Genomic DNA, 26,270 nt, shown 5'->3' with positions numbered 1-26,270 from the left:
TCGAAAAAAGACTTGCTTGATCAAGCGAAAGACAGGATGATAAAGAAGATGTCATCCATTTTTTGTATGGATTAATAAAAATCATCCTAAATACAGGATGATTAAAAAATATGATGGAGGTTATACATATGTTTACAGTTGATGAGTATTTAGCTTCAATCAAAACGAATCTTGCGCAGCACACAGACGTGCTGGTCAAAAATTTGAAGACAATCACAGAGGCAACCTTTGCACCGGATGTCGAGATTCTTGATTTTTCAGCATTTATCGAACCTTCGCAGCATGATCTATCAGTCATGTTCTTTTCGATGGACCGGGAAGCAAATGAAGTGTTTGAAGAAGCAGGGACACCCGGATTTGCCGGCAGTAAATCGATGCTCGACGAGGCGGTGTATTATCACGTTACACCGAAACAATCGGATGACTTTGATGTGTTCCATGAGGAAAATGAAGAAATCTTGATCGAACAGGAGCGACAACTCTTTGCGGATTGGTTCAGCACGTGTTGGCAACAAGCCGGTGGAGAGCGGGTTCAACTGCCAGCTTATTTTAATGTCCACGACGAAGGAGAAACGTTTGATTTGAAGCGGCAGATTTGGATGGATGAAGAGGAAAAATGGGATTAAGTTCGGAGACGGGTGTCAAGAATCGCCTGATGGTGGGTGTCAGCATCGCGACGGTTTGGGAATTTGAGGCGACGCTGGATTACTTTCATGTACAAGAGACGGAACGGATCACGTACCCGTACGGTGAATACTTTTGCCGGACAATCAACGGGAAACCTGTCGTTTTTTACAGCACCGGTGTCCGGAAAGTGAATGGTGTCGGTGGTACTCAGTACATGCTATCGCATTTTCCGATCACAAAAGTGCTCGTCGTCGGAACGTGCGCCGGGATCGATGAACGGTTTGACGTACTCGACATCATTATTCCGGATCGTGCGGTTCAATATGATTGTACGGTGAAGGAAGTCGAGCCGTTGCTGAAACCGTCGTTCATCGTTGAAATCGATGTGCTGAAATACGGCATTAAAGGTAACGGGACGATCGGGACGGCTGACCGCGCCGTCGTCATGTGGAATGATTATCTCGAACTGCAGGCGAACGGCATCACGATTGCCGATACGGAAGCAGCAGCGATTGCCTACATCTGCCGAAAGAATGCGGTCGAATGCATCATCATCAAAGGCATCTCGGATGTTCCGACGGATGAGACGGATCTTGATCCGCTTCAGTCGAATCAGGAGCAGATCAACGTCTACATCGCCAATACACCGAAGGTCATGACGCGGATTTTTGACGACTATCTGCACGTATTCATATAAAAGGAGTGCCGTTATGAAAAAACGAGTTTTTTGTTCAGTCACGATTGCGCTGATGCTTGGCGGATGTGGAATCGGACAACCGAAAGAGCCCGACTTCCCTCGGTATACGGGCGAATACTTACACATTGCCTATATCGGGAAAGCGCCGGAAGTCCGGGAAGACAACGTCCGTCTAGAGGAAATTTCATTCGCTGAATTAAAAAATCGCAAGCAGGTCGCTTCGACGTTCGACGCTGTACTGATCATGCCGAATAAATTACTGGAAGCGGATCAAGGCGAGTATGCCGATACCTACTTGAAAATGCGAATTCCGACGTTTTTCATCGGGTCGAATAAGGGGCATGTGCCGTTCATCGCGGACTGGATTTCGTACAAGGAAGCGGCGGGGGAGACGACCGATTATGCAGCCGGTTACTTAAACGGGAAAACGACCTTGTTTTGGACGTACGGGTTATACAACGATGTGAAAACGAAGGGACATATTACCGCCATGTATTCGAATGTCTTTCAAACAGTGGAAACGGTAAAGAACAAACAACGGCAGTAACAGGAAAACGCCATTCCGGCATAACAGTGGAATGGCGTTTTACGTATGAGAGTGCGTCATGACAAGAAACGTGGCGTGAGCGCTCGAAAAAGTCGATTGCTGCCGGAATCCGAGCTGTTCATACAGATGAATCGCCCGTTCATTAAACGAAGCGACCGTCAAACGAAGGGGTAAGGAAGTCTGGGATTTGGCGGTATAGAGGACAAACGAGCAAAAGGTAAAACCAGTTCCTTGCCCAGTCAGTTCTGGGTGACGACCGAGTCCGATATCTAAATGATCATCAGCATACAGTCCGAGCGGACGACCGGCCGGAACTTGAGCCGAACGACCGGTACAGAAGAAGCCGACCAGTTGTGCTTGATCGATGACGGCCTGATAGGAACCATCGAGCAGTTCGGCATACGCTTCCTCCGACGTTTCCATATTGTAAAAGTCGTACGGCGGCGGATAGGTCCACTTCAGAATCGCAGTTGCTTGATCAACGGTCATCGGGACAGCTTGAAATGTCATAACTTGTACCTCCGGATATAATTTTCTCCACTGTATCGCATTCCTGTTATTTTTTCTATATAATGTAAAAAAAGAACGGGGGAACGAACATGACGACAACGGAGTTTTATCAACACTTACCGGTCCTTGAAACCGAACGATTGGTGTTGCGACCACTGCAAGGGAAAGATCTCGACGATCTATTTGAATACACACAAGACGAGGAAACCGCCCGTTATGTGACCTGGAATGCCAATCAGGCGATTGAACAGGCGGAACAGTTTTTGAACTACGTCCTGTCGAACTACGAGCAAGGGAAAGAAGCACCATGGGCGATCGTCTGGAAGGAAACCGGCAAGATGATCGGGACGATTGATTTCATCCACTTGTTGCTTGACGACAATAAACAGGCGGAACTTGGTTATGCGTTATCGCGCCAGCTCTGGGGCAAAGGCATCGTCACAGAAGCCGTTGCACGTGTCATGGCATACGGTTTTGAAGAACTCAAGCTCGAGCGGATTCAGGCCCGGTGCATGGAAGGCAACATCGGTTCCGCCCGGGTGATGGAAAAAGTCGGCATGACGTACGAAGGAACGTTACGCCGGTTAATCTTCATCAAAGAAGCGTTTCACGACGTCAAGATGTATTCGATGCTACGGGATGAGTATTCCATGATGCGCCAAGGGTCGACACAACAGACGAAACAACATCAATGAGTCAAAACCCCCAATCCGGTTTGCCGGTTTGGGGGTTTTTCTGATTACATTGTCTGCTCGACGGATGAAGCATCCACGAATTCAACCGTATGCGTCACCGTATCAAGAATCCGCGTCCGTGGATCATCTTTTGAGAGGAAGATCGCTTCCCCGGTCGCGTCAAAGGCAAACGCCGTCGGAATCGAGAAGCCGCAGTTCCGGTATGACCCGTCGGCGTGACTCGTTCCGATGAACAGTGCTGATTGCTGGCGGCTGATTTTTTGTGCTTCACCGGACCAGTCCGTGTATTGTTCCTCACTAAACATTCCGACACCGATTGGATTAAAGATGATATCCACCGTATCGTGCTTCAGACCATCGAGTCCGAGAAAAACCTCGCGGCAAAGCAGATATCCGGCTGCTTGCCCGGCAACGATGGCGGTCGACGGCGTATAGAGCGGACCCGCTTCCGGTGTCTTCGCCCGGTCGAGCAGGAGCTCTCCTTCTGCATTGATAATCAGTGCCCGGTCCAAACGGTTTGCGTCGCGGTAACCGGTCACGATGATCGTCGCATACTGTTTTGCTAACTGGCGCAACGTCGCGACATCTGTCTCGCGGCAATACCCTTCCGGATAGAGAAGGAGATTGATGTCCGGATAGGCGGCAATCTCACGTCGTAATTGTTCGAGTTGGGTTTCCTGTTTGGGTTGGCCGATTAAAATTTTCATAGTGGAGCACATCCTTATAAGTAGTGTAGGAATTAAGAAATTTGTTTTGTTGTCTGATCTTCGCGGAAAAATGCTTCCTTGTTTGATCGCAGAACACTAACAATCAGCACGACACTCAGTCCCGCAAGCAGGACGGCGGCAACGATGATGCTGAACCGAAGCGGGAGCACATCACCGGTAAAACCAATCACTAAAATGAACAGGATTTGAACCAGGCTTTGACCAAGACCATACAGGCTCGTGAAGCGCCCGATCAAATCGTGCGGGACATTGTTTTGGTAAAACGTCAAGAAACCGGTTCCGGAAAACGTATTAAAAAAGCCGAGTAACAAAAATCCGACCGTCACCATCAGGAATGAGTCGGCAGTCGCATAAAGTAAGTAACCGAGCGCAACAAACAGATAACCGCTGACTAGTAATGCCTTGAGCGACAGCCGGTTCGCAAAACGTGCCACGGTCAGACCACCGAGGACGGAACCAATTCCCGTGATGCTGATCAGAAGTCCGTAATCGGTTGTGGTCAGACCGACGACTGTCTGTAGAAACACGACTTCCTGGGCATCCAGCGCGAGAGCTAGACTCATGGACAGAATCCCGAGTATGTAAATCAGACAAACGAAACGATTGGTACGGCTGAAGCGGCTCACAGTCCGCCAATCTGTTGCGAGATCCCCGACCTGTAGTTTTGGAGTAGATGCTGCGTGCGGAACAGACGGCAAAGTAAGCAGTAACAGACCGGATACGAGGAACGACACCGCGTTGATCCAGATGGCCACTCCCGGTGTTGCGAAAAGCAACAATAATCCGGCGATGGCCGGACCAATCAAAAAAGCACTTGATGTAATCAGACTCCGGTACGCATTAAACGATTTGCGGCTGTTTTCCGGGACGATTTGCGTCAGATAACTGATTGCGGCTGGTTCAAAAAACGCTTTGACGAGCGCAAGTCCGAACAACGTCAGGTAAATCAACGGTAACGTCGAAATCAGGGGAATTAAGGCAACGAGCAGTGCACGGATCGCATCTGTTCCAATCAACCATCGCCGGACATCGACCCGGTCAATCACGCTGCCGGCCCAAAATTTCATGAACAGGGAGGCAAGTGGACCAATGATCCAAAGACCGGCGACGGCAGCGGCTGATCCGGTCAATTGATAGAGGTAAACATTGATGGCGACTAAATACACAAAATCTCCGAACAGGGAGATACCGAATGAGAGAAGTAGCGTTGAAGTGCGAGACACGATAGTCCACCTACTTTGGTCATACATATTTTACCAAAAGTATACAGGAAGTGTGGATGATGTGCTATACGAGAATTCAATTACTTATTCAGGACGTGAATCCGGTTTCTGTAGAAGTGACTGTAGAAGCGAACTGATTACGCTGAATGTAAAGGGGATCAAAATCAGCAGGAAAGCAAAAAGAATGAGACCGGGCGCATCATCACGGTCGGCGACGATGAACATGACGGGAAACAAACAGAGTGCGGCGGTACTGATGATATAACAACACGTTGTGATGATCCCGAATGAAGCGGCAATCGGTGTAACGGTTGCGTTCGATTTGAGGGAACGAAGAATTTTCAAGATATGGATGAAGGCAATCAGACAAGGGATGAATGCTAATAGTCCCGCCATCAAAATAAAATAGCCCGGCTTATCCAGTAAAATATCCAGCGAGAATCCTTTTTGTGCTCTTTTAATAAGCAAGGAAATCGCGACTCCTGCTAATCCGAACAAACCAATCAGCATTCCAGTGAAAACCAGTTGCAAATAAACGAGACGCCATTTTTTCATGATCAATCCCTCCTTTCTTTCTGTCAGTATAGAACAACCGACATGAAAGATTGCCCGTCTGAAGGCGGATTTAAGCGAGGGAATCGATTCTTTTTTATTAATTCAAAGCAAAGTACTCGGAATTAAAATGAGATTATGTTATGCTATAAATAAGAAAAGTAAGGAAGTAAGGAAAATCAGAAAAAGAAAGAAGGAAGTTCGGAATGGAGCTATCCAAGTTGACGTCTAAGGGACAGATTACGATCCCGAAAAAAATTAGACAAGCGTTACAGGTGGAGGAAGGAGATCGCGTTGCATTCATCGAGGAAGACGGGTTTGTCATCATGGCGAAAGCGGATTTAAAACAGCTGCATGACCTTCAAGATATATTGAGTGACGAAAAGTTCAAGTCGCTCATCCAAAAAGCACATCATCATCTGTGAACCAATCAGATTGACCAACTCAAAGGAGGAAATAGAAAAATGGATATGCGCGAAGTAGATTTACCGGGAATCGGACGGAAGTTCGAAGGCATCACAACTCGAGGAGATAAGGTGGTCGTGATCGTCCATGACGACGGACGCCGGGAAATGCACCATTACGACGATGACGATTTTGATGAGAGCATCTCGAGCGTGACGTTTAATGACGCCGAAGCCCGTCAGATGGCTGGTATTTTAGGTGGCCTGGCCTATAAACCGAAAGACTTGGAAAAAATTGAACTGGCGTTTGACGATCTCGTCATCGAATGGTTCAAGATCGGACAGGATTCCGCCGTCAATAACCGGACGATCGGTGAGCTTGATGTTCGCAATCAATATGACATCTCAATCATCGCGGTTCTGAAACACGATAAATCAAAATCATTGAATCCGGGACCGGAGACACGTCTTGAAGCAGGAGATACCATCGTTTTGTCCGGAGAACGTCAAAACGTCCGCCACATCACGAAAGCTCTATTCTCAATTGAAGGAGGCGGATGATATATGGATCATTTAATATTTGAAGTCGGTACCGCGCTTATCTTAGTGGCGATCGCAGCATTGCTTGCGAATAAATTGAATTTTTCGATCATTCCGTTTTTAATCATTTTAGGGATGATCGTCGGACCGCACGCTCCGACAATCGGGATACTAGACTTCAAGTTCATTGAAAGTGCAGAGTTCATCAGTTTTCTCGGACGCATCGGTGTCCTGTTCCTCTTATTTTATCTAGGATTGGAGTTTTCGATCGGTAAGTTGATCCGGTCTGGCAAATCCATCGTCACGAGCGGAACGATTTATCTTTCGATCAACTTTACCGGGGGTTTGCTGTACGGCTTCATCGCCGGCTTCCCGTTATATGAAGTGTTGATCATTGCCGGAATCATCACGATCTCATCCAGTGCGATCGTTGCGAAAGTCCTGGTCGACTTACGCCGGACCGGCAATACGGAAACCGAGTTGATTCTCGGAATCATCATGTTTGAAGATATCTTCCTCGCCGTCTATCTGTCCGTCTTGTCGGGACTTCTGCTTGGCGACGGAACAACCTTATTGTCTTCAGTCACGTCAATCTTGATTGCTCTCGGTTACATGCTGCTGTTCTTTATCATTGCTCGCAAGGCAACACCTCTCCTCAACCGGATGCTGAAGATTGCCTCGGATGAAGTGTTCATCATCGTCGTCTTTGCCGCCTTGTTCTTCGTCGCCGGCTTCTCGGAGACGATTCATGTTGCAGAAGCAATCGGAGCCTTACTGCTCGGACTCGTCTTTTCGGAAACGGATCAAGGAGAACGGATTGAACATCTCGTCGTCCCGTTCCGTGATTTCTTCGGAGCCATCTTCTTCTTCAGCTTCGGACTGAGCATTGATCCGACGATGCTGCTTGACGCTGTCTGGCTTGCTCTCGGGGCTGTCGTCATCACGATTGTCGGGAACTATGTCGCCGGAATGATTGCCGGACGGAGAGCCGGACTGTCACACAAAGCATCCTCGAACATCGGACTGACCATCGTCTCCCGTGGTGAATTCTCGATCATCGTCGCGAATCTCGGGATTGCCGGTGGACTGATGGACATCCTGTCACCGTTCTCCGCCTTGTATGTCTTGATCCTCGCGATCCTCGGACCACTGATGACAAAAGAATCGAAACGGATCTTTAAATTCATGAACGGAATCTTTAAATGGACGGAGCCGAAACCGAAAAAATCGAAAACGAAATCGCGATAAGCAGGTTTTTAAGACGCCGCTGTCGTATTCCTTAAGTAACAAATCTGCTTAAGGAGGGATACGATGCGAGCCGTCATTTGTACTGCCTATGGTCCACCGGATGTATTGAAATTGCAAGAGGTCGAAAAACCTGTCCCGAAAGCATCTGATCTGCTGATTCAGGTATATGCCTCCGCCGTTCACTCAGGAGACCGGCGGATGCGGGCACTCGATGTCCCGGCAGCAGGAAAGCTTCCGATGCGTCTCGTCGTCGGATGGAAAGCACCGAGACAGCCGATTTTAGGAGTCGTCTTAGCAGGCGAAGTCGTCGCGACGGGCAGCCGTGTGAAGGACTTCAAAGTCGGCGATCGGGTCTACGCCCTGACCGGGATGCGCTTTGGCGGTTACGCCGAGTATGCCTGCATCAAGGAAAACAAATGTGTGGAGCAGATGCCGCGTAACGCGAGCTTTGCAGAAGCAGCCAGCCTTCCGTTTGGCGGAACGACCGTCCTGCATTTTTTCCGGAAACTGAACCTCGAGCAGGCGAAGACGATTTTGATTTACGGGGCGTCCGGAGCCGTCGGTTCAATTGCTGTCCAAATCGCGAAACAGTATGGTCTTCATGTAACGGGCATCTGTAGCGGGCGGAATGCTGAACTGGTCACACGTCTTGGGGCGGATGTCGTCGTCGACTATACAAAGCCGGGCTACGATGCGTCGTTAACGAGGTATGACGCCGTATTTGATGCGTCCGGGAAGGTCGATAAACGGACAGCCCGTCAGCATGTCGGACCGAACGGAGCGTTTCGTTCAGTCGCCGGACAAGGTGTCGCCCGTGCGCTGAAAAAAGATTTAACCCTGCTGAATGAGTGGTTTGAAGCGGGGCAGATCAAAGCAGTCATCGATACGGTGTATTCGCTTGACGACATCGTCGCTGCTCACCGTTACGTCGATTCCGGACAGAAGCACGGCAATGTCATTGTGTCGGTTGCCGACGATCATGGCTGAACGGATAAAATGAAATACAATCATGTAAGGAAAAGCCTTTGAACACGTGCATGAATCAAATGCATCGTTTCAAAGGTTTTTGCTTGTGCTGTAGATTACTCCAAGACATCATAGGTTGCCATGACGAATTGTCCGGACGGACGGCAACCGGTCAGCCGGAAGCGGGTCTCAAGCGTCCCTTCCGGAAACAGCGGAATCCCGCTGCCGAGAACGACCGGTGCGATCGCCAGTTCGAGCTGATCAATCAGTTGCAACCGTAAGGCTTCCTGAATCAATTCACCACCGCCGATCAGCCAAATCTTCCCGTCGATCGTCGGACCGATCCGATTGATTAAGGCATCGAGCGGTTCATTCGTGTAGGTCGCGTGTTCCGACTGTTTGTCCGGTTGCCGGGTCAAGACATAGTTGTCGATGGTCGGGTACGGATACTCTTCGCTCAGCACCAAGACTTCGTCAAACGTTTTCCGTCCCATGATGACGGCACCGACGTCTTCCATGAACGTCGCGTAGCCGTTGTCACCGTCTCCTTCAACGGCGAACAACCAATCGAGTGAATCGTTTGAACGGGCGATTTTCCCGTCTAAACTGCAGGCGATATATAAAACGGTTTTTGTCATCGTAATTCCTCCTTATGTTCAATCTATACTTAGTCTACGGTATAATTATGACAAAAGATGTCGTAATTAAAGAGGGGATTTTTATGAAAAGTCGTCATTTAAAAGTCATGCGTCTGCTGAACCGGCAACAACTGCTGACGGCGCGAGAACTGGCGGAAGCCTGCGGAGTTTCCTTGCGGACGATCCAGCGTGATTTACTGGAGCTTGAAGCAAACGGATATCCGATTTACAGCGAACGGGGAGCGGCAGGTGGATACCGGGTCCTGCCGAACCGGTTGTTGCCGCCGCTTGCCTTGCGGGAACAGGAAGCCATCACGTTGTTTTTGATGCTCGACTGGGTCGGACAGATTCCGGATTTGCCGTTTGGTGCATTGAGGGGCAATCTTGCCGAATGGTATCTGCATGAACTGCCGTCCGATCTCGAAGTCAAGCTCGACCGTCTCAAAGGGCGGGTCCGCTTTGCGCGACCGGATACACCGGCGTCTCCCTTGACACGTAACCTATTGCGTTTAATGGAAGCAGAAGTGAAAGGAGAGATCGTCTATCGTACGACGAGCGGATGCCGAACGATTGTCATTGACCCGGTTGGTCTGACATTTGAGCGCAACCGCTGGTATCTGCTCGCGCAGACGGAGCGGGGATTGCGCCAGTACCGTGTTGACCGGATAGAACAGGTGACTGAGACGACGATCCCGTCGAAACGCATGACGTTCGAAGAAGCAGAACATTCAAATGAAGCAGGAGAACAGGTGACGGTCCATCTCGAGTTGACGCCGCTCGGAGAACGGTTGCTCGAAGGGATTTTACCGCTCAACGAGCAACGGACATGGTCGGTACCACGACTGGAACTCCCGTTTCTCGGCCGGCAGTTATTCGGACTCGGTCGGGAAGTCAAGATACTCGAACCGTTATCGTTACAGGAAGAAATCCGGCGCCATGCCAGTGAGGTGCTGGCAATCTATCAGGTATGACAAAGGGTCCTATTCCTAAGTCAGTAAGAAACTATGTTACGATATAACCAGAGAAACATGGTAAGAATGGAAGGGGTTTTCTATGGAAACGTTATCACTTATTTTGTTAATGCTTGCCTTAATCATCTTGACGCAAGTCCTCGGTCATTACATCCGCTTCATTCCGACGGCACTGATTCAAATTCTCGTTGGGACGATTACGGCACTATTGATCAGCGGACTGAAGATTGAAGTCGAATCGGAATGGTTCCTGTTATTATTCATCGCACCATTGCTCTATAACGACAGTTCACATTTTCCGCGCGATGAACTGTGGAAGATGCGCGCTGCCATTTTCGGTAATGCCATCGTCCTCGTCTTATTGACGACGGTCATCGGCGGATACTTCATCAACTGGCTTGTACCGGTCATTCCGGTTGCTGCGGCCTTTGCGCTCGCTGCGATCCTCTCACCGACCGATCCGATTGCCGTCAACGGGATTGCGAAACGGGTCCAGATTCCGGAACAGATTTTAAATCTCGTCCGCGGCGAATCACTGATCAATGACGCGTCGGGACTGGTCGCCTTCAGTTACGCGGTCGCAGCCGTCGTCACCGGTTACTTTTCAATTCAACAGGCGACGACGGAATTCGTCTACATGTTCGCCGTCGGAGCGGTCGTTGGTCTCGCCATCAGTGTCGCGATGAACTGGCTGAAGATGAAATTACGGCGGACCGGAATTGAAGATGTCGTTTTTTATGCGTTACTGCAAATCCTGACACCGTTCATCATCTTTTTTGTTGCAGAAGAAGTCTTGCATGCATCCGGCGTCATTGCCGTCGTGACCGGCGGGATTCTCCACGCCTTGATCAAAGAACGGACGGAAACGTTTTTTGCCCAGGAACAGACGTTGACCGACAACATCTGGACGATGATTGCCTATATCCTGAACGGGATCATCTTCTTGTTACTCGGTCTGACGTTACCGGAAGCGACACGCGAAATCTTTGCTGACGATGCGATCAATAACTGGCGTTTAATGTCGTTTGTCATTGAAATCGGAAGTGTCATTCTGTTGATCCGCTTGATTTGGACGATGTTCTTCAATTGGTTCGACCATCGCTTCCTGAAAAAAGCGGATCACCGCAAACCGTCGTTTAAGCAGGATGTCATCACGACACTCGTCGGCGTCCGCGGAACGATCACGATGGTCGGGGTCTTGTCATTACCGTTCGTGACCGAATCAGGAGAAGGGTTCCCGGAACGGTCGCTGATCATTTTCCTCGCGGCCGGTGTCATCATCTTCACACTGGTTCTCGCGACAATCCTCTTACCGTTGCTCAACCGCGGTGAGGCCGATGCCCAGCCGGAACTCGATTTGAATTCGTATAAACAGCGGATGGTCAAACGGGCGATCACGGAAATCAAACAGGTCGTGCAGGAAGAAAACTCGACCGTCGCCTTTGATTTATTAAATGAATATCATGTCATGTTACGTCTGTTGCGGGCACAGGAGAAAAGTGAAGAAGAATTGATGCGTTTTAACGAACAACTGAAACACTTACGGCTTGAAGCTGTTAAGTGGGAACGCGATTTCACGCAACAGTTTCTTGCGAATCATGAGGTGCCGGAACAATTAAGAAAAGAAGTGTTCCGCTCGATTGATAACCGGATCGAAGCGATTGAGAAGGAAGCGCGCTTCCGCTTATCGCAACCCCTCCGGAAAATCCTTTGGAAACGGAAACGGTCGAACATGTCGTCCGAGCAGTTGATTCGTCTGACGCAGGTCGAACATGAACTGTACGAACAAGTCATGACTGAAGTCATCACCCGGCTCGAAGGATGCCGTGGTGATTATCCGGTCGATGTCGTTCAAAGCGTGCTCGAATTCTACAAACGGTTACGGTTCAAGCATACCCGTTGGTCGTCACCGGTCGGCGGAAAAGCCGACGTCGATCAACAAAAAGAAGAACTCTGTCTGCGGGCAATCGAAGTCCAGCGCCAGGAAATCGCTTCGATGTCAAAAGAAGGCGATTTGTCCGGCGAGGAAGAAAAAGAATTGCGCCGCTTCATTCATTATATTGAGAGTGTCGTCCTCTACGAATACGTCGAGTAAACGAAAAAGCAGCCCTTGTCCACTGGACAGGGGCTGCTTTGTGATTAACCGAGTGACAAGTATTTGACTTCGAGGTAATCCTCGATGCCGTAGACACCGCCTTCACGGCCGAGTCCACTTTCTTTATAACCGCCGAATGGTGCTTGGGCAGCGGATGGAGCACCGTCATTGAGACCGACGATGCCGTACTCGAGTTTTTTACCGAGTTGAAGCGCTTCGTCGATTTTTTCCGAGAATGCATACGCCGCAAGACCGTATGGTGTGTTGTTCGCACGTTCGATGACTTCGTCAAGCGTATCGAAGACGGAAATCGGTGCGAGCGGACCAAACGTTTCTTCCTGCATGCAAATCATGTCTTCCGTGACATTGCCGAGAACGGTTGGTTCAACAAAGTAACCGACTGAATCATCAATCGTACCGCCGGAAAGAATTGTTGCGCCTTTAGCGACTGCATCGTCAATATGTGCTTTGACTTTGGCGACCGCTTTCGCATTGATCAACGGTCCAATCGTCGAATCCGCGTCGAGTCCGTTGCCGACTTTCAGACGCTTGACTTCGGCGACGAATTTTTCAGTGAACGCGTCGAGAACCGATGCCTGGACATAAAAGCGGTTTGTTGCGACACAGGCTTGTCCGCCGTTGCGGAATTTCGACCGGATGGCACCTTGAACGGCTTTATCGAGATCGGCATTTTCTGTGACGATGAACGGTGCATGACCACCAAGTTCGAGCGACAATTTTTTCATCGTATCCGCTGCTTGACGCATGATCAATTTACCGACCGCTGTTGAACCGGTAAAGGTGATTTTACGAACACGCGAATCCGCTTGCCAGACCCCACTGATAGTTGCGGCGTCACCTGTCAGGACGTTGATCGCACCAGCCGGGATACCGGCTTCGATTGCGAGTTCAACAAGGCGAAGTGCCGTATATGGTGTTTCTTCCGACGGTTTGAGTACGACGGTACAGCCGGCAGCGAGTGCCGGAGCGAGTTTCCGTGTGATCATCGCTGCCGGGAAGTTCCACGGTGTAATCGCTGCAACGACACCCACCGGTTCTTTTTCAACGAAGAGGCGTTTCCCGGGAACGGATGCCGGAATCGTTTCGCCGTAAATCCGGCGTGCTTCTTCTGCGTACCAGCGGACATATTGATTGCCGTAGTCGATTTCGCCGCGTGCTTCAACGAATGGTTTCCCTTGTTCGCGAGTCATGATGTCCGCGAGCTCGTCACGGTGTTCCTGGATCAAGCGGTACCAGGCATCGATCTTATCCGCGCGGTCATCGGCTGTCCGCTGTGACCAGTCGATGAATGCTGTACTTGCCGCATCGACGGCACGTGCTGCATCGTCTGCTGTGCTGCTCGGGACGTGTCCGAGCAATTCTTTTGTTGCCGGGTTAAAGACCGGAATCGTTTCTTCTGTGTCATACCATACTCCATTGATTACGTTTTGTTCTATCATGTGTTGCACCTCCGTGTGTTTTCATTACGTCCCTTATTAAACACCCATCCGACCGGTTTGTGTACTTCCGCTTTGGATGGGGGACATAACGAACTGGAATACCCCTCTCAAAGTAGTTAATCGACTGAATAATCGGGAATATAAAAAGTAAGCGGAGTGGAGTGTTGTTTGTCGGAGAAAGGACGGAATTCAGATGAATAAAAAATGGATGGGCGTCAGTCTTGCAGGAATCGTATTGATCAGTGGATGCGGTCAACCGTCAATTGGGTCAGAAACGAAAACGAAGCAGGTCGTACGTCAAGCGGCAGACGCAAGCTACATACGTCAAGAATTAAAGCGCGCCGATTTCATTGCCGCCCAGTATGATTACGCCAGGGCGATCCGGATTGTCGACCGCCTAAAGACGACGGAAGCGAAACAAAAGCGGAAGGAATACGCGGCGAAACAGGCGAATCTCGGTACGGTGAAAGCCGGTACGTCCGTCCCGCACCTGTTTTTCCACTCCTTGATCGCCGAGCCGAAACGTGCCTTTGACGGGGACCGGAAACAGCAGGGCTACGATGATTATATGGTGACGCAAGGGGAGTTCGAACGGATTTTGACTGCCTTGTATCAGCGGAACTATGTCCTTGTCCGGCCGACCGATCTTGCGGTGTGGAAAGACGGACGGATGACGGAAAAGGGGCTTTCTTTTCCAAAGGGCAAGAAGCCGCTTGTCCTGTCGCAGGATGACGTCAACTACTATGAATACATGACGGGAGACGGTTTTGCGACGACGTTGAAAGTGAAAAACGGGCGGATCACCAATTCGATGACCGGAAAACCGGATGGTGCGTATGATCTCGTGCCGATCGTGGACGCGTTCGTCAACCGCCATCCGGACTTCTCTTACCACGGTGCAAAAGGATTGCTTGGTATCACGGGCTATAACGGCGTCCTCGGGTACCGGTCGTCATATGCGCAGTACGGTTCATCGACTAAAGTCGAGCAGGCGCGTCAACAGGCGAAAGCGACGGCGACGGCCTTGAAGAAGGACGGGTGGCAGTTTGCCAGCCACACGTATGGTCACATCGCGATCGGGAAAGTCAGTCTGGCAACGATTCAGGCGGACACGGCGCGCTATAAACGTGATGTCGCCCCATTGATTGGTACGACACGGCAGTTGATTTATCCGTTTGGCAGTGATATTCAGAATTGGCATGGATATACGGGAGATAAATACCGCTACTTGACGCAGCAGGGGTTCCATTATTTTTATAATGTCGATGCGTCGCAGCATGCCTGGAAACAGTTAGGGAAAGATTATTACCGTCAGGCGCGGATCAATGTCGATGGGATTCGGCTCCGCCAGGCGATTGCCGGGAAGACCAAAGTCTTGGATCCGTTCTTTGACTCGAAAACCGTCTTTGATCCGATGCGGCCGGTCGTTAAAAAATAATTCTGTTCCTGAAAAACAAATTGACCCATTTAATGATTCACGACTTTCTAAGTGACATTAAATGGGTATTATTTGTATAGAGGAGAAAGTGGACGTCAGGATGTGACGGTTGCCTAAACCTCAATACAGTTTGCGTGGAGAGGGATAAAAGACATGTCCATCAGAAATACATTATTGATTGGTTGCCTGGTTGCGGGCAGTACATTCGCCTTCAGTGAAGCAGCATCTGCTCAGGCGTACAGCTTCAAAATCGCGTCGACGAGTTACAGTCAACCGTTGACCCAAATTGAGAGCTTCATCGGCGGAAAGAAAGTGGAAACGGTACGTTACACGTTAGGCAGTGTCGATCGTCTGCATGACGGATTGTTGTACAGTTCCTACGGTGACCGTGTCATCAATCTGAAAAACAGCAAGACGACACTCAAAAAAGTCGAGGATTCGCCACTGCGGATTACGAAATATAAAAATGCCTACTATGTCTTAACCATATCCGCGCTCAATGAATTTTCGCTGACGAAATACACACTCGACTTCAAAAAAATCGGTCAGACAAAACGATTTGTCGGTCACGGACGGGATATGATTGTAACAGGGGATAAATTGTATGTCCTCGCCAATAACATGAGAACGGAAACGAATTCGGTTGAAATACATACGTTTGATACGAAACACTTTACGTCTCTCCATCTTGAGAAAATCAAGCCGATGATTTTTGCTTTTCATTTCCGGCATACCGTTAACGAGTTGAAAATTTACGGCAATAAAACAGAAGCAGGGGAAGAACTCTCGATTGCGTCGTATGATTTGAAAAAACAACAGGGCAAAATCGTTTTGACGTCTAAGCAACCCGTCATGTGGGTCAACGAAACAAAGGCCTTGTCACCGACAAAAGATTTAGTCTTCAATATGTATTCCATGCTCGAAGTCGATCAAAAGACGAAACAGGTCCGGGTTCTGTACAGCAGTAAACAGGCACTGATTGACTATGCGTACGACAGCAAAACAAAAATGTATCACGTGCTCGAAGGAAATTATGAAACAAGTAACTACCGGGTCAAGACGCTGAACAGCCACTTTAAACCGGTTGACGATTATAAGTTTCAGTCAATCGGCCGTTTGATGCCGTTTCAGGTATTGTGACAAATTCAGGAAGGGGTCTAACTTATGCAAAAAGCCTATAAGCTGCTGATGGCAGCAACAGTTGTCAGTATGACTGTTGGATTTAATCACGCTGTAGCGGCGCAAAAAGATACGTATCAAGTCGTTTCAACAAGTTACGAACAGCCGCTCACGACATTCGAGACTTATATCGGCAATAAAAAGATCGAAACGGTGCGCTATGCGCTGAAAGGCGCTGATCGTCTGCATGACGGACTGTTGTACAGCTCGTATCATAACCGTGTCATCAACTTGAAAAATAGTAAGACGACCATCAAGCAGATTGAGCCGGCACCGATGCGAATCAAGAAGTATAAAAATGCCTATTACATGATGAGTTTATCGGCAATCAATCAATTTTCGCTGACGAAATATACATTGGATTTCAAGAAAATCGGTGCGACGAAACGTTATAGCGGCTTCGGAAAAGATTTGATCGTGACCGGTGACAAATTATATGTGCTGGCAGAGCATATGAAAGGAACCGATGACTCGATCAAACTCCATACCTTTGATACAACATCATTGAATCCTCTCCAGCAGGAAACAATCAAAGAATTAATCTATGCCGATTACATTCGCCTGGCCGGTTCACAACTGAAGATTTACGGTACCTCACCTAAGAACGATAATAAATTAACGATTCTGTCTTATGATACAAAAAAGCAACGCAGCACGAAAACGATGACTTCGAACCAGTATGTAAAAGGTGGAGTAGAGAAAACACAGATGCTCTCACGGGAAACCGAACTGATTTTCAATATGGACTGTTTCTTTGAAATCAATCATCGGACGAAACAAGCCCGTCTTTTGTATAACAATGATCATGATTTGATCGACTACGCGTACGACAGCAAAACGAAAACCTATCATGTCCTTGAGTTAGTTACGCAAACAGGCAAGTACCAGGTCAAGACGCTGAACAGCCACTTTAAATCAATTGCTACATATCGTTTAAAACCATCCGACAGCGTTAGTCCATTTCGTGTGTTGTGAAGAAACAAGTCCCACGACTTGTTTCTTTTTTTAATTGCGTAACAGCACGGAAAGTTGTTCACCTCTTGCACGGTATGTCTGCAAGTGAAGTTGGAACTGATCATAACCGACCGGGTTGTTTTCTGCATCGAACGCAAGCTGTTTCGTCCGTTCAATGAAATGCAGATTAAAACAGCCCGAGAGCCATAACAAGGCAGCCAACCGCGGATCGTCTTGCGATACGAGGACGGTCGGCGAGTTGTAATGGGCAAGTAACGTCTTTGCCAAGCGACCGGACACGTCATGCGAGCCAATGCCTTCCGTCCGGGCATACCATTTGATCAGCCAGGCCAAATCCTGCACGCGGTCGGTTGCACCGATGTGTTCGTGATCAACGATTCCAATGATTTGTTGATCTTGACTCCATAAGATGTTGAGCGAATTCAAATCAGTCGAGATGACCGGTTGAAAGGAAGGAGACTGGTGATGTTGTGCGGTGTCGAGATGATATTGTGCTAGATTCAGATACTCCTGCAGGGAATTTCGGGCCGATTCCGGCATCCGTGAGACCAAAAGGCGTTGTAAATCGCCGAGCCAACGTTGATAGACAATCTTATGGTCAATGTATGGAAAACAGATATCGTGTTGATGCAACGAGACATCATGTAACTGACGGGCTAACTGACCCATCCGAGCCGCTGTCTGTTCTGTATTCGCTGTCACGTGGTGTCCGTCGATCCAGTGGAACAGACAACATGTCCACTCCTGTCCGATTGAATCCATGATTGTCGTAAAAAGAGCCTCATCTGTTGGTTTCACGGGCTTCATGAAAGGAATGCCGTTTGCCCGCAGATAATCGGTGTACCGCAACTGTTTTGTAAGTAGATCCGGTGTAGATTGGGACAAATCAGAATTGACATAACGCTTTTTTGGTAACAGACGAATCGAATAAGGATGTCCATCAATCAGGATTTTGTAGTGGAGATCACCATGCTGACCATGTGTCGTCAAAGAGACACGGATGAGTTCAAGCGATTGAAAGTCAAGATTGTAACTCATGACTGCCTGATTGATTAAAGTAAATGGTTTGGTCTGTTCCATAGACAGACTCCTTTCTGTATACATTCTCAATTAAATCCGAAGAATACCCATTATAGCAAAAACATTTATTTGAAATCCATTACGTTAAAAGATACAAATTTTGTATAATGTGTAAGATGCTAGATTAAATCATGAATGTAAGGAGTCAAATGAAATGAAGATTGAGATTCAGAACACCTCAAAAACATATCTAAATGGAAAAAAGGCATTGATGGATGCCAATATCACGTTAGAACCGGGCGTCTATGCTTTGTTCGGAGAAAACGGGGCAGGTAAGTCAACATTGATGAAGATTTTAGCAGGATTGCTTAAACCATCAACGGGTAAAATTCTTGTTGACGGACAAGAAATGTCGCCGCTTGCTGACGCGTACCGCGAAAAAATCGGCTATCTTCCGCAAGACACGCCAATCTACAGCAACTTTACCGCCGCTAAATTTTTAAGTTATCTCGCGACCGTCAAAGGGGTGCCAAAACAGGATGTCCAAACAAGCGTCATGTCCGCCCTCGAAGCGGTCAACATGACAGAACACGCCAATAAGAAGTTGAAAAGCTTTTCCGGCGGCATGAAGCGGAGAATCGGGATTGCCCAATTGTTGCTGAATGATCCGGAACTCTTGATCATTGATGAGCCGACAGCTGGCCTTGATCCAAAGGAACGGATTCATTTCCGGAATCTGATTGCGTCGATTGCCCGGAAGCGAATTGTACTGCTGTCGACCCATATCGTTTCCGATGTCGGATCGATAGCGCGTGAAATCATTTTGATGAAGCAGGGACGCATCATTAAACAGGCCAATCCGTATGAGCTGTTGGATGAAATTGCGACTGAAATCTGGACCGTTGATGTGACGGATCAGGAATTGCTCGAATTACAAGACACGTATCAAATCGGATCAATCCAACAAACGCGGCAAGGTAAAAACCGGGTCCGAATCATTTCAAGCCAAATGCCGCATCCGAAGGCGGTCCAAGATGAGCCGCAGCTGGAAGACTTATATTTGTATCACTTGGACGAACGGAGTAAAAGTGCATGAGCCGATTGATCCGCTTTGAATTGTATAAACTTTGCACATCGATTCCTGCCATGCTGTTCATCGCCGCCTTATTGCTGTACTTGATGTCTTCGGTCTTTTCAGAAGAGGAAGCAAATGTCCGCGAAAAATATGCGGTCTGGGAAGGTCCGGCGACGGCAGAAACATTTAAGAAAATACATGACCGCGCAAATAAAATTAATGATGAAAGCTATAACCTAGATGGTCAGTTTGATTCCGTTGTTTCGTTTGAAAACGAAGCATTCGCCCACTTATTTAACATTGAAGAAGCCCAAACTTTTAAAGCACAGGGGCTGGAAGCTTTAACGAACGGATTGGCCAAACCGGGCTTTGAAGAACGGGATCGTGCCTTACATACCAGTATGGTGGAACAAATCAATTTGGACACGATCCAGTACCACATCCCGGCAGAAAAAGCAGTAACGTTTACGACTCAAGCCGGCGTTGCTGTTCTGCTGTTCCCTTTGCTGTTACTGATTGCTTTCATCTATTCCAAAGAACGGGTTTCGGGCGTCGATCAATATCAACTGCCCGCTGTGAACGGTCGAACGAAGTTACTGACGGCAAAACTGCTTGCCGGATCGATATTCCTGACGGGCATCAGTCTGGTAGTACATCTCGGGATATTGGGTCTTACCTGGTATCGTTTTGGAACGATTGATTGGTTCGCTCCGATGCAAGTGATGGATGGTTTGACCAATTCACCGTATCCGTTCTCCATCGGACAATACTGGTTGGTATCGTTTGGTTATCAGACATTTGTATTAATCGTGCTTGGTATTTGGGTGCTCGCAATCTCATTTTTCGCTAAAACGGCGATTCAAGCGATTCTCTGGTCGAGCATTTTAATGGGTGTCCCGCTTCTTTACCAATTCGTGATTTCGGGCATCTTTTTTCCGGAAACAAAAGTTTTTGAGCAAGGGATTTTATTTTTCCCGAGCCGCGCCTTGTTGACCGGAGAAGTGTTTAAGACGTATCAGACCATCAATCTCGGAATTCCGCTGTTACTGCCGGCAGCCATCCTGCTTGTGCAGGTGATCGTGACCCTGATTGTATTGAAGGTTCTTTATCAAACTAGTCGAAAGAGGCAAGGCGTATGAAAAAATCAGACAGTACGTTGCGGGAGTTAATCCGCTTTGAGTTTTACAAGTTGTTGCAGCAACGTTTTTTATGGTTATTGTTACTCGTCATCCTGGTTGTCGGATTGTATTTTTCGGTTCAACGCATGGGATGGCCGTGGGCGGATCGCGTCAACACAGGTTTTGAAGGGGAACTGACTTCAGAAATGATTGCGCGTGCGGAAGCCGGGAGTGAAGCCTATTTCAAAAAAAGTAATCCGACGATAGTGGAAAAGAAACAAAATGCTTCCTATCATAACGTGCTCGAGGCTGCATCGGCTTATGACCGGCAATCTAAAGTTGTATCTTCGCTCCGTCAGGAAGGAGAGGAGGCATCAACTGTATATGAAAAACGTCAATTCTCATTACAAGCCGGATTGACAGAAGCGATTGATTATCGTCCGGTCGGAAACTATCAAACGTTTGATCAACTGCTGACGTTTTCAGGAACCGGTGGATATGCGTTGTTGGCAGTGGTCCTGATTTTTGGAACAGCCGTCAGTTTCTCGAATGAATATCAGACCGGTGTTGCGGCGTATCTTTATTCCTCACGGCATGGGAGAAAACAATTGTTGACGGCCAAGCTGCTGGTATCCGTTGCACTGGTAACGGGGACGATTCTAATCTACAATCTGGTTCAACTGCTGTGTTTCTTCCGCGGGCATTCCGGTTGGAATATTCCGATCCAAGCGGCTTACGGCCAGTCACCGTACCCGTTGACGTTCGCTGAACTGTATGGGATTTCCGTGTTGTATCAGTGGGTGATTGCCGTTTCGCTTGTCATCGTCCTGTTGTTCCTGTCGATGTTGATTAAACAGACGGTGGTCGCTGTATTCCTCGGTGGACTCATTGTCGGGGGACCTTTCCTGATTGAAACGGTTCTGTTTAATACAGACACACCGGCGTTCATGTGGACTTTGGTGAAGTTCACACAGGGACAGGCACTAAGTGTTTATGTTTTATTCCGAGAGTATGTGACAGTCAATGTTTTCGGTTATCCGGTCTTGTTGCCGATTGCCGTCCTCGTTGTCACACTTATCACGACACTCATTCTAATCAAACTGATGTACCGGGTAATTGGCCGGAGAATGGCATGATGAAATACAAGAAGGTTCGGCTGTCGCGAGACCAAGCCGAACCTTCTTGTGTAAACCGCTTACAAAACAAAAGACGCCGGTTGCGTTCCGTCCTCGTCCGTGAAGCCGTAGTCACGCGCGAGATCCGACACGAACAAGGCTTGCCCGGTCCGTTGCAGAATGTCCGGATCCTGTGTAAGGGCAACGACAGCCCGTCCGACATAAGCAGTGGTCTCAGTCGCATCACTGCTGAAGCCTGCGTCGACGACACGTTCTGTCCGCATAAAACCGGGGCAAAGGGCAATTGAAGCGACGCGAGACGTTCGAAGTTCCTGACCCATCACAAAGGTCATCCGGTTAATCGACTGCATTGCCAAATCGTAATACAGGTTGCCGGCGGCTTGATTCGGCGTGAATGATGTCAAATTGACAATCAACGCAGTCGGACTTTGTTGTAGCAACGGAACAGCCGCCCGCGTCGTCAGCAAATAGGCTTTCGGACCGGCGACCATCATCGCGTCCCAGTGTTCCGGTGGCCGTTCCCAAAAGTGTTTGCCTTGTCCCGCGGGAAGCGAGGCTTCCGAACCGCCGAACACACTGTTGACGAGCAGATCAATCCGCCCGTGCCGGTCTTGAATCTGTTGGAACAAACAAGTAATGTCGTCCGGATCCGTATGGTTACAGCGGATTGCGATACCAAAACCACCGCGAGCCGTGACACCGGCGGCCGTCTGTTCAATCGTTTCCGGGCGATCGTCGGTGGAGCTTTCCTGAGTACTGCGACCCGTCACGTAGACGATTGCTCCAGCCTGTCCGAGCTCGTAGGCGATTCCGCGACCGGCACCACGGGATGCACCTGTGACAACAGCAATTCTACCTTTTAAAGCACCCATCTAGATTTCCCACCTCACTTTAAAAATAGGGCACGACATAAAAAGGGACTTTCGATTAAAATCGGAAGTCCTTTTCGTTTCACGTTAAAACCCTTTAATCGTCATCCCGCCGTCAACAAACAGCGTTTGTCCGGTAACGTACGTTCCGGCGTCCGACGCAAGGAAGACGGCCGGTCCAACCAGTTCCGTCAGTTCACCGACTCGTCCAAGCGGTGTCACGTCAACGATGTCCTGTAAGTAAGTTGGATCGGCGAGCAACGGTTCCGTCAGCGGCGTCTTGAAATACCACGGACCGATCGCATTGACGCGGATATTTTTCGGACCCCATTCAAGCGCGAGGACTTTTGTCATCTGAATCAAGGCGGCTTTCGTCGTCGCATAGACGACACCGGTCCGTAAGGCGACATGTCCCGCAACCGAAGCAATGTTCAGGATACTGCCGCCCGTGTCCTGCATCCGGCGCCCGATTTCCTGTGAGAACAGGAAGGCAGACTTTAAGTTCGTCTGTTGAATTGTTTCCCATTCGTCCTCGGTGACATCCAGTGCTTTCGAGCGGATGTTCATTCCGGCGTTGTTGACGAGCACATCGATCCGGTCGACATATGTATAGGCACGGTCGACTGTCGCCTGGACCTGCGTCCGGTCGGTGATGTCGCACTTCAAAACAAAGGCCCGTCGTCCAAGCTGTTCGATTTGTTTTGCGGTTTCCTGTAAATCGGATTCCGTCCGGGCGACCAGTAAGACATCCGCGCCAGCTTCCGCCATTCCGATCGCCAGGGCACGGCCGATGCCGCGACCGGCACCGGTCACAAGAACGGTTTTCTGGTCCAGTTGAAACGAAGGTAAGTACATATGATCACATCCTATTCTGACAGTGTAATTTTACTGTACGCTCAAATTAACTGAAAAGAAAGAAAAATGCTGATGGACTGATAACGATATGTTATTATTTGGTAAAAAAGGAGGGGCGACATGAAACGGAAGCTCGGACTGATGATTCTATCTGTTTTGGTAATGGCCGCATCGCTGGTTGCTTTTGAACGTTATGTCTACACGACTTATATTTATAAACCGGCAGATTATACCTTCCATTACAAAATTAAGCCGCGCAAAGCAATGAAGGGGCCGAAATTTGGAGCAAAACCGTTCCCGAAAGGTCCAATGATCAAAGGTGCCTCCTTGTTCTTGCCGGATATGCTGCTGCCGGTCGGAGCACTGGTCACAGCCTTCTTATCTGTGTTTGTGTTCCGCCGGTTACTCGGATACCGTCGGCGTAAACAGTTGCATGAACCGACGGAAGAGGGGGATTCGCAAATCTTACGTCCGAAGATAGCACCGCTTGACTGGCATCTGGAGCAACAACGACAACAAACGGACTCCGTTTCCGAAGTCCGTCAATTGATTGCTTCTTTTGACCGGCAGCTGCCGGACGGATCAAAACGCCGGCCGGAAGAAACGGTCCAGGACTGGCTCGACCGGATCAAGTTGACGATTGATCCGATGCTCTATCATGTGGTCCGTTACGGTGAAATCGACGATCAGACGCTCGACCGTTCCGAAATCGACGCTCTGCGGAACCGACTGAATCAACGGCTACGCGGATGACCAATCAAACGGAGTAATGTCTGATGGTGTTCTGCATCCCGTGTTACGAGAGATAGTTCCCGTGTCACGTCAAAGCCGGTGATCGGCAATGTCCGGACTTCCGGCGGGAGACCATCCTGAAAGATTGCCGGTAAAATCGCGATCCCGAGTTTTGCCCGGATGAAGCCAAGGACGCTTGAACCAAATTCCATTTCCGAGGCGACGGTATAGGTCGCCCCGCGTTCCGCAAACGCGGCTTTCAGGATATTCGTCGAGTCACAGTCAATCGGCAAAGACAGGAACGACGAGGCTTCGATTTGATCGAACCGGACATCGACACAGCCTTCGAACCGTTCATCGGCTTCATGGAAGTACAGTAAAAACGGTTCCGTATACAGATGCGTCGACGGATACGGATGCTCGATTTGCCGATCGTCGAGCAATACGGCATCGTACTGATGCTGCTCCAAACCGGCCATCAGTTCGATGTACGTATGGGCCGTCTTGATCTTCAGTTCCGGACCGCCCACTGTTGGATGGTTGGCGAAGTGTTGCGGCAGGTAAGACATGGCGACACTCGGCCATGAACCGAGTGTAAACGACGTCTGTCCCTGCAACTGATCAATTTTTCGTTGCATGTCATCGAGCTGTTCGAGAATTTTTTGTCCGTCTTTGAAGACGATTTCTCCTGCCGGCGTCAATGAGACGCCGCTCGTCGTCCGTGTGAACAGCGGAGCACCGACCGCCTGTTCGAGATTTTTGATTTGTTTGCTAAGCGCCGGTTGCGTCATATGCAAAAGTTCGCTCGCTTTCGTCAGGCTGGATGTTTCCGCCGTGACGTGAAAGGCTTCGAGCCATTCGGTTTTCATAAGACTTCACTCTCTCTTTACATGCGTGTGCTTTGACGATACTGTACGTTCGTTTCTTCTGACAACTGTTTCGCTCAATTTTATATATTCCTTGTTTGGAATATTCCTTAAAGGGTATATAGATACAGAAGAGGTGGAAATCATGTCAGATGGGCTTGCACGTACGTTATTTGCTTTATCCGATTCTAATCGCTTGAAAATCGTCGAACTGTTGAAGACAGGTCCGTTACCGGTCGGTGAAATTGCGGCGCAGTTACGTCTCAACCAACCGCAAACATCGAAACACCTGAAAGTTTTGCTCGAAGCAGATATCGTCCGGATTGAACCGGTCGCCAACCGCCGAATCTATCATTTGCGGACAGAGCCGTTTCAAGGACTCACTGCGTGGAGCCAATCGTTTGAACAGCAGATGATCAGCCGAATGACACGACTCGAAACGTATTTGGAGCAGAAGCAGAATGCAGTCAATCCAAAGGAGTGAATGAAGATGCAGGAAAAATTAAAAACAACGGTCGACGGTTCCATTTTACAGATGGAATGGACGTTTAATGCTCCACGTGAGCTGGTCTTTGCCGCGTTCACGGAAAAAGAGCAACTGGAAGCCTGGTGGGGTCCGGAAGGCTGGCAAACGGAAATCACGACCTTTGATTTTGTTGAGGGCGGTATCTGGCATTACTGTATGCGGTGCATCGATCCCGCGCAAGGCGACTTCTACGGAATGGAATCTTGGGGCAAAGCCATTTTCCGTCAAATCGACGCTCCGCAAAGTTACGCCCACGCCGATTATTTCTCGGACGCGTCAGGGATGATCTCGGAGGAATTACCCGGTAGTGAAAACACGACGACGTTTGAATCCGTCGGCAATCGGACACGGGTGTTGTTCCGGTCCGATTTCAAGACCGAGGAAGCCGTTAAACAAGTCCTTGAGATGGGAATGAAAGAAGGATTCACTTCACAATTGCATCGTCTCGATCAATGGCTTAGTCAACGAACCCTATAATAAATCGCTAAACGCCCCGTTTGATGACGGGACGTTTTTTATCGGGGGAAACGGGAATCGGATCTGCTGTTTAACGGACATGTTTTTGGGAATTAAAAGGGAA

General features: G+C 48.9%; 29 protein-coding genes. 19 read left to right on the top strand and 10 right to left on the bottom strand.

Annotated features, from left to right (window positions below; all coding sequences use genetic code 11):
* The first annotated feature begins 128 nt into the window (after positions 1–128).
* The 3 genes from DVG79_RS05875 to DVG79_RS05865 are packed head-to-tail and all read left to right on the top strand — an operon-like array spanning position 129 to position 1,871.
* The gene (locus tag DVG79_RS05875; RefSeq protein ID WP_114595877.1) at positions 129–626 is read left to right on the top strand and encodes a hypothetical protein; all 498 of its coding nucleotides are present in this window, start codon (positions 129–131) and stop codon (positions 624–626) included.
* Positions 627–655: 29 nt separating this feature from the next.
* Complete coding sequence (locus DVG79_RS05870) at positions 656–1,324, top strand: 5'-methylthioadenosine/S-adenosylhomocysteine nucleosidase family protein (RefSeq protein WP_114596561.1); 669 nt, start codon at positions 656–658, stop codon at positions 1,322–1,324.
* A gap of 13 nt (positions 1,325–1,337) precedes the next feature.
* The gene (locus DVG79_RS05865) at positions 1,338–1,871 is read left to right on the top strand and encodes a hypothetical protein (protein ID WP_114595876.1); all 534 of its coding nucleotides are present in this window, start codon (positions 1,338–1,340) and stop codon (positions 1,869–1,871) included.
* A 39-nt stretch (positions 1,872–1,910) separates the two neighbouring features.
* Here DVG79_RS05865 and DVG79_RS05860 read toward each other — a convergent pair whose 3' ends face one another.
* Positions 1,911–2,381 (bottom strand): GNAT family N-acetyltransferase, encoded by a 471-nt coding sequence (locus DVG79_RS05860; RefSeq protein ID WP_114595875.1) that lies wholly within the window; start codon positions 2,379–2,381, stop codon positions 1,911–1,913.
* An 89-nt stretch (positions 2,382–2,470) separates the two neighbouring features.
* Here DVG79_RS05860 and DVG79_RS05855 point away from each other — a divergent pair, with 89 nt between their 5' ends.
* Positions 2,471–3,076 (top strand): GNAT family N-acetyltransferase, encoded by a 606-nt coding sequence (locus tag DVG79_RS05855; protein WP_114595874.1) that lies wholly within the window; start codon positions 2,471–2,473, stop codon positions 3,074–3,076.
* A 44-nt stretch (positions 3,077–3,120) separates the two neighbouring features.
* On the opposite strand, the gene DVG79_RS05850 is transcribed toward DVG79_RS05855, so the two are convergent.
* The 3 genes from DVG79_RS05850 to DVG79_RS05840 all read right to left on the bottom strand — a co-directional run bounded on the left by DVG79_RS05850 (position 3,121) and on the right by DVG79_RS05840 (position 5,582).
* Positions 3,121–3,783 (bottom strand): hypothetical protein, encoded by a 663-nt coding sequence (locus DVG79_RS05850; protein WP_026828408.1) that lies wholly within the window; start codon positions 3,781–3,783, stop codon positions 3,121–3,123.
* Between the two features lie 32 nt (positions 3,784–3,815).
* A complete protein-coding gene (locus DVG79_RS05845) occupies positions 3,816–5,027 on the bottom strand; it encodes an MFS transporter (RefSeq protein ID WP_233494536.1) in 1,212 nt (403 codons plus the stop codon).
* A gap of 84 nt (positions 5,028–5,111) precedes the next feature.
* Positions 5,112–5,582 carry a DUF2975 domain-containing protein gene (locus DVG79_RS05840; protein ID WP_114595872.1) on the bottom strand — a complete coding sequence of 157 codons (471 nt, stop codon included), beginning with the start codon at positions 5,580–5,582 and terminating at the stop codon, positions 5,112–5,114.
* 203 nt (positions 5,583–5,785) lie between these two features.
* Between DVG79_RS05840 and DVG79_RS05835 the strand changes: the two genes are divergently transcribed.
* The 4 genes from DVG79_RS05835 to DVG79_RS05820 all read left to right on the top strand — a co-directional run bounded on the left by DVG79_RS05835 (position 5,786) and on the right by DVG79_RS05820 (position 8,758).
* A complete protein-coding gene (locus tag DVG79_RS05835) occupies positions 5,786–6,004 on the top strand; it encodes an AbrB/MazE/SpoVT family DNA-binding domain-containing protein (protein WP_114595871.1) in 219 nt (72 codons plus the stop codon).
* Positions 6,005–6,043: 39 nt separating this feature from the next.
* Entirely contained in the window at positions 6,044–6,544 is a 501-nt protein-coding gene (locus DVG79_RS05830; protein WP_026828404.1) for a cation:proton antiporter regulatory subunit, read from the top strand.
* 3 nt (positions 6,545–6,547) lie between these two features.
* The gene (locus DVG79_RS05825; protein ID WP_114595870.1) at positions 6,548–7,771 is read left to right on the top strand and encodes a cation:proton antiporter; all 1,224 of its coding nucleotides are present in this window, start codon (positions 6,548–6,550) and stop codon (positions 7,769–7,771) included.
* Between the two features lie 63 nt (positions 7,772–7,834).
* A complete protein-coding gene (locus DVG79_RS05820) occupies positions 7,835–8,758 on the top strand; it encodes an NAD(P)-dependent alcohol dehydrogenase (protein ID WP_114595869.1) in 924 nt (307 codons plus the stop codon).
* Between the two features lie 95 nt (positions 8,759–8,853).
* Here DVG79_RS05820 and DVG79_RS05815 read toward each other — a convergent pair whose 3' ends face one another.
* Positions 8,854–9,375: a dihydrofolate reductase family protein gene (locus tag DVG79_RS05815; RefSeq protein ID WP_114595868.1), complete on the bottom strand. Its 522-nt coding sequence runs from the start codon at positions 9,373–9,375 to the stop codon at positions 8,854–8,856.
* An 83-nt stretch (positions 9,376–9,458) separates the two neighbouring features.
* On the opposite strand from DVG79_RS05815, the gene DVG79_RS05810 reads away from it, so the two are divergent.
* Together DVG79_RS05810 and DVG79_RS05805 are read left to right on the top strand one after the other, a co-directional pair.
* Complete coding sequence (locus DVG79_RS05810) at positions 9,459–10,346, top strand: helix-turn-helix transcriptional regulator (protein WP_114595867.1); 888 nt, start codon at positions 9,459–9,461, stop codon at positions 10,344–10,346.
* Positions 10,347–10,428: 82 nt separating this feature from the next.
* Positions 10,429–12,441 (top strand): Na+/H+ antiporter, encoded by a 2,013-nt coding sequence (locus DVG79_RS05805; RefSeq protein WP_114595866.1) that lies wholly within the window; start codon positions 10,429–10,431, stop codon positions 12,439–12,441.
* A gap of 44 nt (positions 12,442–12,485) precedes the next feature.
* On the opposite strand, the gene DVG79_RS05800 is transcribed toward DVG79_RS05805, so the two are convergent.
* Positions 12,486–13,901, bottom strand: coding sequence for an NAD-dependent succinate-semialdehyde dehydrogenase (locus DVG79_RS05800; protein WP_114595865.1), 1,416 nt, complete (start codon positions 13,899–13,901; stop codon positions 12,486–12,488).
* Between the two features lie 193 nt (positions 13,902–14,094).
* Here DVG79_RS05800 and DVG79_RS05795 point away from each other — a divergent pair, with 193 nt between their 5' ends.
* From DVG79_RS05795 to DVG79_RS05785, 3 genes are all read left to right on the top strand, one after another.
* A complete protein-coding gene (locus DVG79_RS05795; protein WP_233494535.1) occupies positions 14,095–15,339 on the top strand; it encodes a polysaccharide deacetylase family protein in 1,245 nt (414 codons plus the stop codon).
* Between the two features lie 153 nt (positions 15,340–15,492).
* A complete protein-coding gene (locus DVG79_RS05790) occupies positions 15,493–16,479 on the top strand; it encodes a hypothetical protein (protein ID WP_114595863.1) in 987 nt (328 codons plus the stop codon).
* A gap of 24 nt (positions 16,480–16,503) precedes the next feature.
* Positions 16,504–17,493: a hypothetical protein gene (locus DVG79_RS05785; protein WP_114595862.1), complete on the top strand. Its 990-nt coding sequence runs from the start codon at positions 16,504–16,506 to the stop codon at positions 17,491–17,493.
* A 30-nt stretch (positions 17,494–17,523) separates the two neighbouring features.
* Here the strand turns inward: DVG79_RS05785 and DVG79_RS05780 are convergent, their stop codons facing one another.
* On the bottom strand, positions 17,524–18,573 hold the full coding sequence (locus DVG79_RS05780) for a phosphotransferase enzyme family protein (RefSeq protein WP_158537525.1): 1,050 nt from the start codon (positions 18,571–18,573) through the stop codon (positions 17,524–17,526).
* A 154-nt stretch (positions 18,574–18,727) separates the two neighbouring features.
* Between DVG79_RS05780 and DVG79_RS05775 the strand changes: the two genes are divergently transcribed.
* Genes DVG79_RS05775 through DVG79_RS05765 form a run of 3 tightly spaced genes read left to right on the top strand, consistent with a single transcriptional unit; the run spans position 18,728 to position 21,842 of the window.
* Positions 18,728–19,609 (top strand): ABC transporter ATP-binding protein, encoded by an 882-nt coding sequence (locus DVG79_RS05775; RefSeq protein WP_026833021.1) that lies wholly within the window; start codon positions 18,728–18,730, stop codon positions 19,607–19,609.
* The gene (locus tag DVG79_RS05770; RefSeq protein ID WP_114595860.1) at positions 19,606–20,727 is read left to right on the top strand and encodes a hypothetical protein; all 1,122 of its coding nucleotides are present in this window, start codon (positions 19,606–19,608) and stop codon (positions 20,725–20,727) included. Before DVG79_RS05775 ends, DVG79_RS05770 begins: the two co-directional genes overlap by 4 nt.
* On the top strand, positions 20,724–21,842 hold the full coding sequence (locus tag DVG79_RS05765; RefSeq protein ID WP_114595859.1) for an ABC transporter permease subunit: 1,119 nt from the start codon (positions 20,724–20,726) through the stop codon (positions 21,840–21,842). Before DVG79_RS05770 ends, DVG79_RS05765 begins: the two co-directional genes overlap by 4 nt.
* A gap of 59 nt (positions 21,843–21,901) precedes the next feature.
* Here DVG79_RS05765 and DVG79_RS05760 read toward each other — a convergent pair whose 3' ends face one another.
* Together DVG79_RS05760 and DVG79_RS05755 are read right to left on the bottom strand one after the other, a co-directional pair.
* Complete coding sequence (locus tag DVG79_RS05760; protein WP_114595858.1) at positions 21,902–22,714, bottom strand: SDR family NAD(P)-dependent oxidoreductase; 813 nt, start codon at positions 22,712–22,714, stop codon at positions 21,902–21,904.
* 84 nt (positions 22,715–22,798) lie between these two features.
* Positions 22,799–23,566, bottom strand: coding sequence for an SDR family NAD(P)-dependent oxidoreductase (locus DVG79_RS05755; protein WP_114595857.1), 768 nt, complete (start codon positions 23,564–23,566; stop codon positions 22,799–22,801).
* 120 nt (positions 23,567–23,686) lie between these two features.
* On the opposite strand from DVG79_RS05755, the gene DVG79_RS05750 reads away from it, so the two are divergent.
* Positions 23,687–24,319 (top strand): hypothetical protein, encoded by a 633-nt coding sequence (locus tag DVG79_RS05750; RefSeq protein ID WP_114595856.1) that lies wholly within the window; start codon positions 23,687–23,689, stop codon positions 24,317–24,319.
* Here DVG79_RS05750 and DVG79_RS05745 read toward each other — a convergent pair.
* Positions 24,301–25,167, bottom strand: a complete 867-nt coding sequence (locus DVG79_RS05745) for a LysR family transcriptional regulator (protein WP_012370354.1) — start codon at positions 25,165–25,167, stop codon at positions 24,301–24,303. The genes DVG79_RS05750 and DVG79_RS05745 overlap by 19 nt on opposite strands.
* Positions 25,168–25,309: 142 nt before the next feature.
* On the opposite strand from DVG79_RS05745, the gene DVG79_RS05740 reads away from it, so the two are divergent.
* On the top strand, positions 25,310–25,648 hold the full coding sequence (locus DVG79_RS05740) for an ArsR/SmtB family transcription factor (RefSeq protein WP_114595855.1): 339 nt from the start codon (positions 25,310–25,312) through the stop codon (positions 25,646–25,648).
* Between the two features lie 6 nt (positions 25,649–25,654).
* The gene (locus DVG79_RS05735; protein WP_114595854.1) at positions 25,655–26,167 is read left to right on the top strand and encodes an SRPBCC family protein; all 513 of its coding nucleotides are present in this window, start codon (positions 25,655–25,657) and stop codon (positions 26,165–26,167) included.
* Positions 26,168–26,270: the final 103 nt, after the last annotated feature.

This window comes from Exiguobacterium sp. RIT594 (genome assembly GCF_003339585.1).
Lineage (GTDB): Bacteria > Bacillota > Bacilli > Exiguobacteriales > Exiguobacteriaceae > Exiguobacterium_A.
This window is presented reverse-complemented; position numbering and strand designations above follow the sequence as displayed.

Excerpts from the sequence above, each read along its gene's own strand:
- DVG79_RS05875 (WP_114595877.1), top strand. The coding sequence starts at position 129 with ATGTTTACAGTTGATGAGTATTTAGCTTCAATCAAAACGAATCTTGCG.
- DVG79_RS05870 (WP_114596561.1), top strand. The coding sequence starts at position 656 with ATGGTGGGTGTCAGCATCGCGACGGTTTGGGAATTTGAGGCGACGCTG.
- DVG79_RS05865 (WP_114595876.1), top strand. The coding sequence starts at position 1,338 with ATGAAAAAACGAGTTTTTTGTTCAGTCACGATTGCGCTGATGCTTGGC.
- DVG79_RS05860 (WP_114595875.1), bottom strand. The coding sequence starts at position 2,381 with ATGACATTTCAAGCTGTCCCGATGACCGTTGATCAAGCAACTGCGATT.
- DVG79_RS05855 (WP_114595874.1), top strand. The coding sequence starts at position 2,471 with ATGACGACAACGGAGTTTTATCAACACTTACCGGTCCTTGAAACCGAA.
- DVG79_RS05850 (WP_026828408.1), bottom strand. The coding sequence starts at position 3,783 with ATGAAAATTTTAATCGGCCAACCCAAACAGGAAACCCAACTCGAACAA.
- DVG79_RS05840 (WP_114595872.1), bottom strand. The coding sequence starts at position 5,582 with ATGAAAAAATGGCGTCTCGTTTATTTGCAACTGGTTTTCACTGGAATG.
- DVG79_RS05835 (WP_114595871.1), top strand. The coding sequence starts at position 5,786 with ATGGAGCTATCCAAGTTGACGTCTAAGGGACAGATTACGATCCCGAAA.
- DVG79_RS05830 (WP_026828404.1), top strand. The coding sequence starts at position 6,044 with ATGGATATGCGCGAAGTAGATTTACCGGGAATCGGACGGAAGTTCGAA.
- DVG79_RS05825 (WP_114595870.1), top strand. The coding sequence starts at position 6,548 with ATGGATCATTTAATATTTGAAGTCGGTACCGCGCTTATCTTAGTGGCG.
- DVG79_RS05820 (WP_114595869.1), top strand. The coding sequence starts at position 7,835 with ATGCGAGCCGTCATTTGTACTGCCTATGGTCCACCGGATGTATTGAAA.
- DVG79_RS05815 (WP_114595868.1), bottom strand. The coding sequence starts at position 9,375 with ATGACAAAAACCGTTTTATATATCGCCTGCAGTTTAGACGGGAAAATC.
- DVG79_RS05810 (WP_114595867.1), top strand. The coding sequence starts at position 9,459 with ATGAAAAGTCGTCATTTAAAAGTCATGCGTCTGCTGAACCGGCAACAA.
- DVG79_RS05805 (WP_114595866.1), top strand. The coding sequence starts at position 10,429 with ATGGAAACGTTATCACTTATTTTGTTAATGCTTGCCTTAATCATCTTG.
- DVG79_RS05800 (WP_114595865.1), bottom strand. The coding sequence starts at position 13,901 with ATGATAGAACAAAACGTAATCAATGGAGTATGGTATGACACAGAAGAA.
- DVG79_RS05795 (WP_233494535.1), top strand. The coding sequence starts at position 14,095 with ATGAATAAAAAATGGATGGGCGTCAGTCTTGCAGGAATCGTATTGATC.
- DVG79_RS05790 (WP_114595863.1), top strand. The coding sequence starts at position 15,493 with ATGTCCATCAGAAATACATTATTGATTGGTTGCCTGGTTGCGGGCAGT.
- DVG79_RS05785 (WP_114595862.1), top strand. The coding sequence starts at position 16,504 with ATGCAAAAAGCCTATAAGCTGCTGATGGCAGCAACAGTTGTCAGTATG.
- DVG79_RS05780 (WP_158537525.1), bottom strand. The coding sequence starts at position 18,573 with ATGGAACAGACCAAACCATTTACTTTAATCAATCAGGCAGTCATGAGT.
- DVG79_RS05775 (WP_026833021.1), top strand. The coding sequence starts at position 18,728 with ATGAAGATTGAGATTCAGAACACCTCAAAAACATATCTAAATGGAAAA.
- DVG79_RS05770 (WP_114595860.1), top strand. The coding sequence starts at position 19,606 with ATGAGCCGATTGATCCGCTTTGAATTGTATAAACTTTGCACATCGATT.
- DVG79_RS05765 (WP_114595859.1), top strand. The coding sequence starts at position 20,724 with ATGAAAAAATCAGACAGTACGTTGCGGGAGTTAATCCGCTTTGAGTTT.
- DVG79_RS05760 (WP_114595858.1), bottom strand. The coding sequence starts at position 22,714 with ATGGGTGCTTTAAAAGGTAGAATTGCTGTTGTCACAGGTGCATCCCGT.
- DVG79_RS05755 (WP_114595857.1), bottom strand. The coding sequence starts at position 23,566 with ATGTACTTACCTTCGTTTCAACTGGACCAGAAAACCGTTCTTGTGACC.
- DVG79_RS05750 (WP_114595856.1), top strand. The coding sequence starts at position 23,687 with ATGAAACGGAAGCTCGGACTGATGATTCTATCTGTTTTGGTAATGGCC.
- DVG79_RS05745 (WP_012370354.1), bottom strand. The coding sequence starts at position 25,167 with ATGAAAACCGAATGGCTCGAAGCCTTTCACGTCACGGCGGAAACATCC.
- DVG79_RS05740 (WP_114595855.1), top strand. The coding sequence starts at position 25,310 with ATGTCAGATGGGCTTGCACGTACGTTATTTGCTTTATCCGATTCTAAT.
- DVG79_RS05735 (WP_114595854.1), top strand. The coding sequence starts at position 25,655 with ATGCAGGAAAAATTAAAAACAACGGTCGACGGTTCCATTTTACAGATG.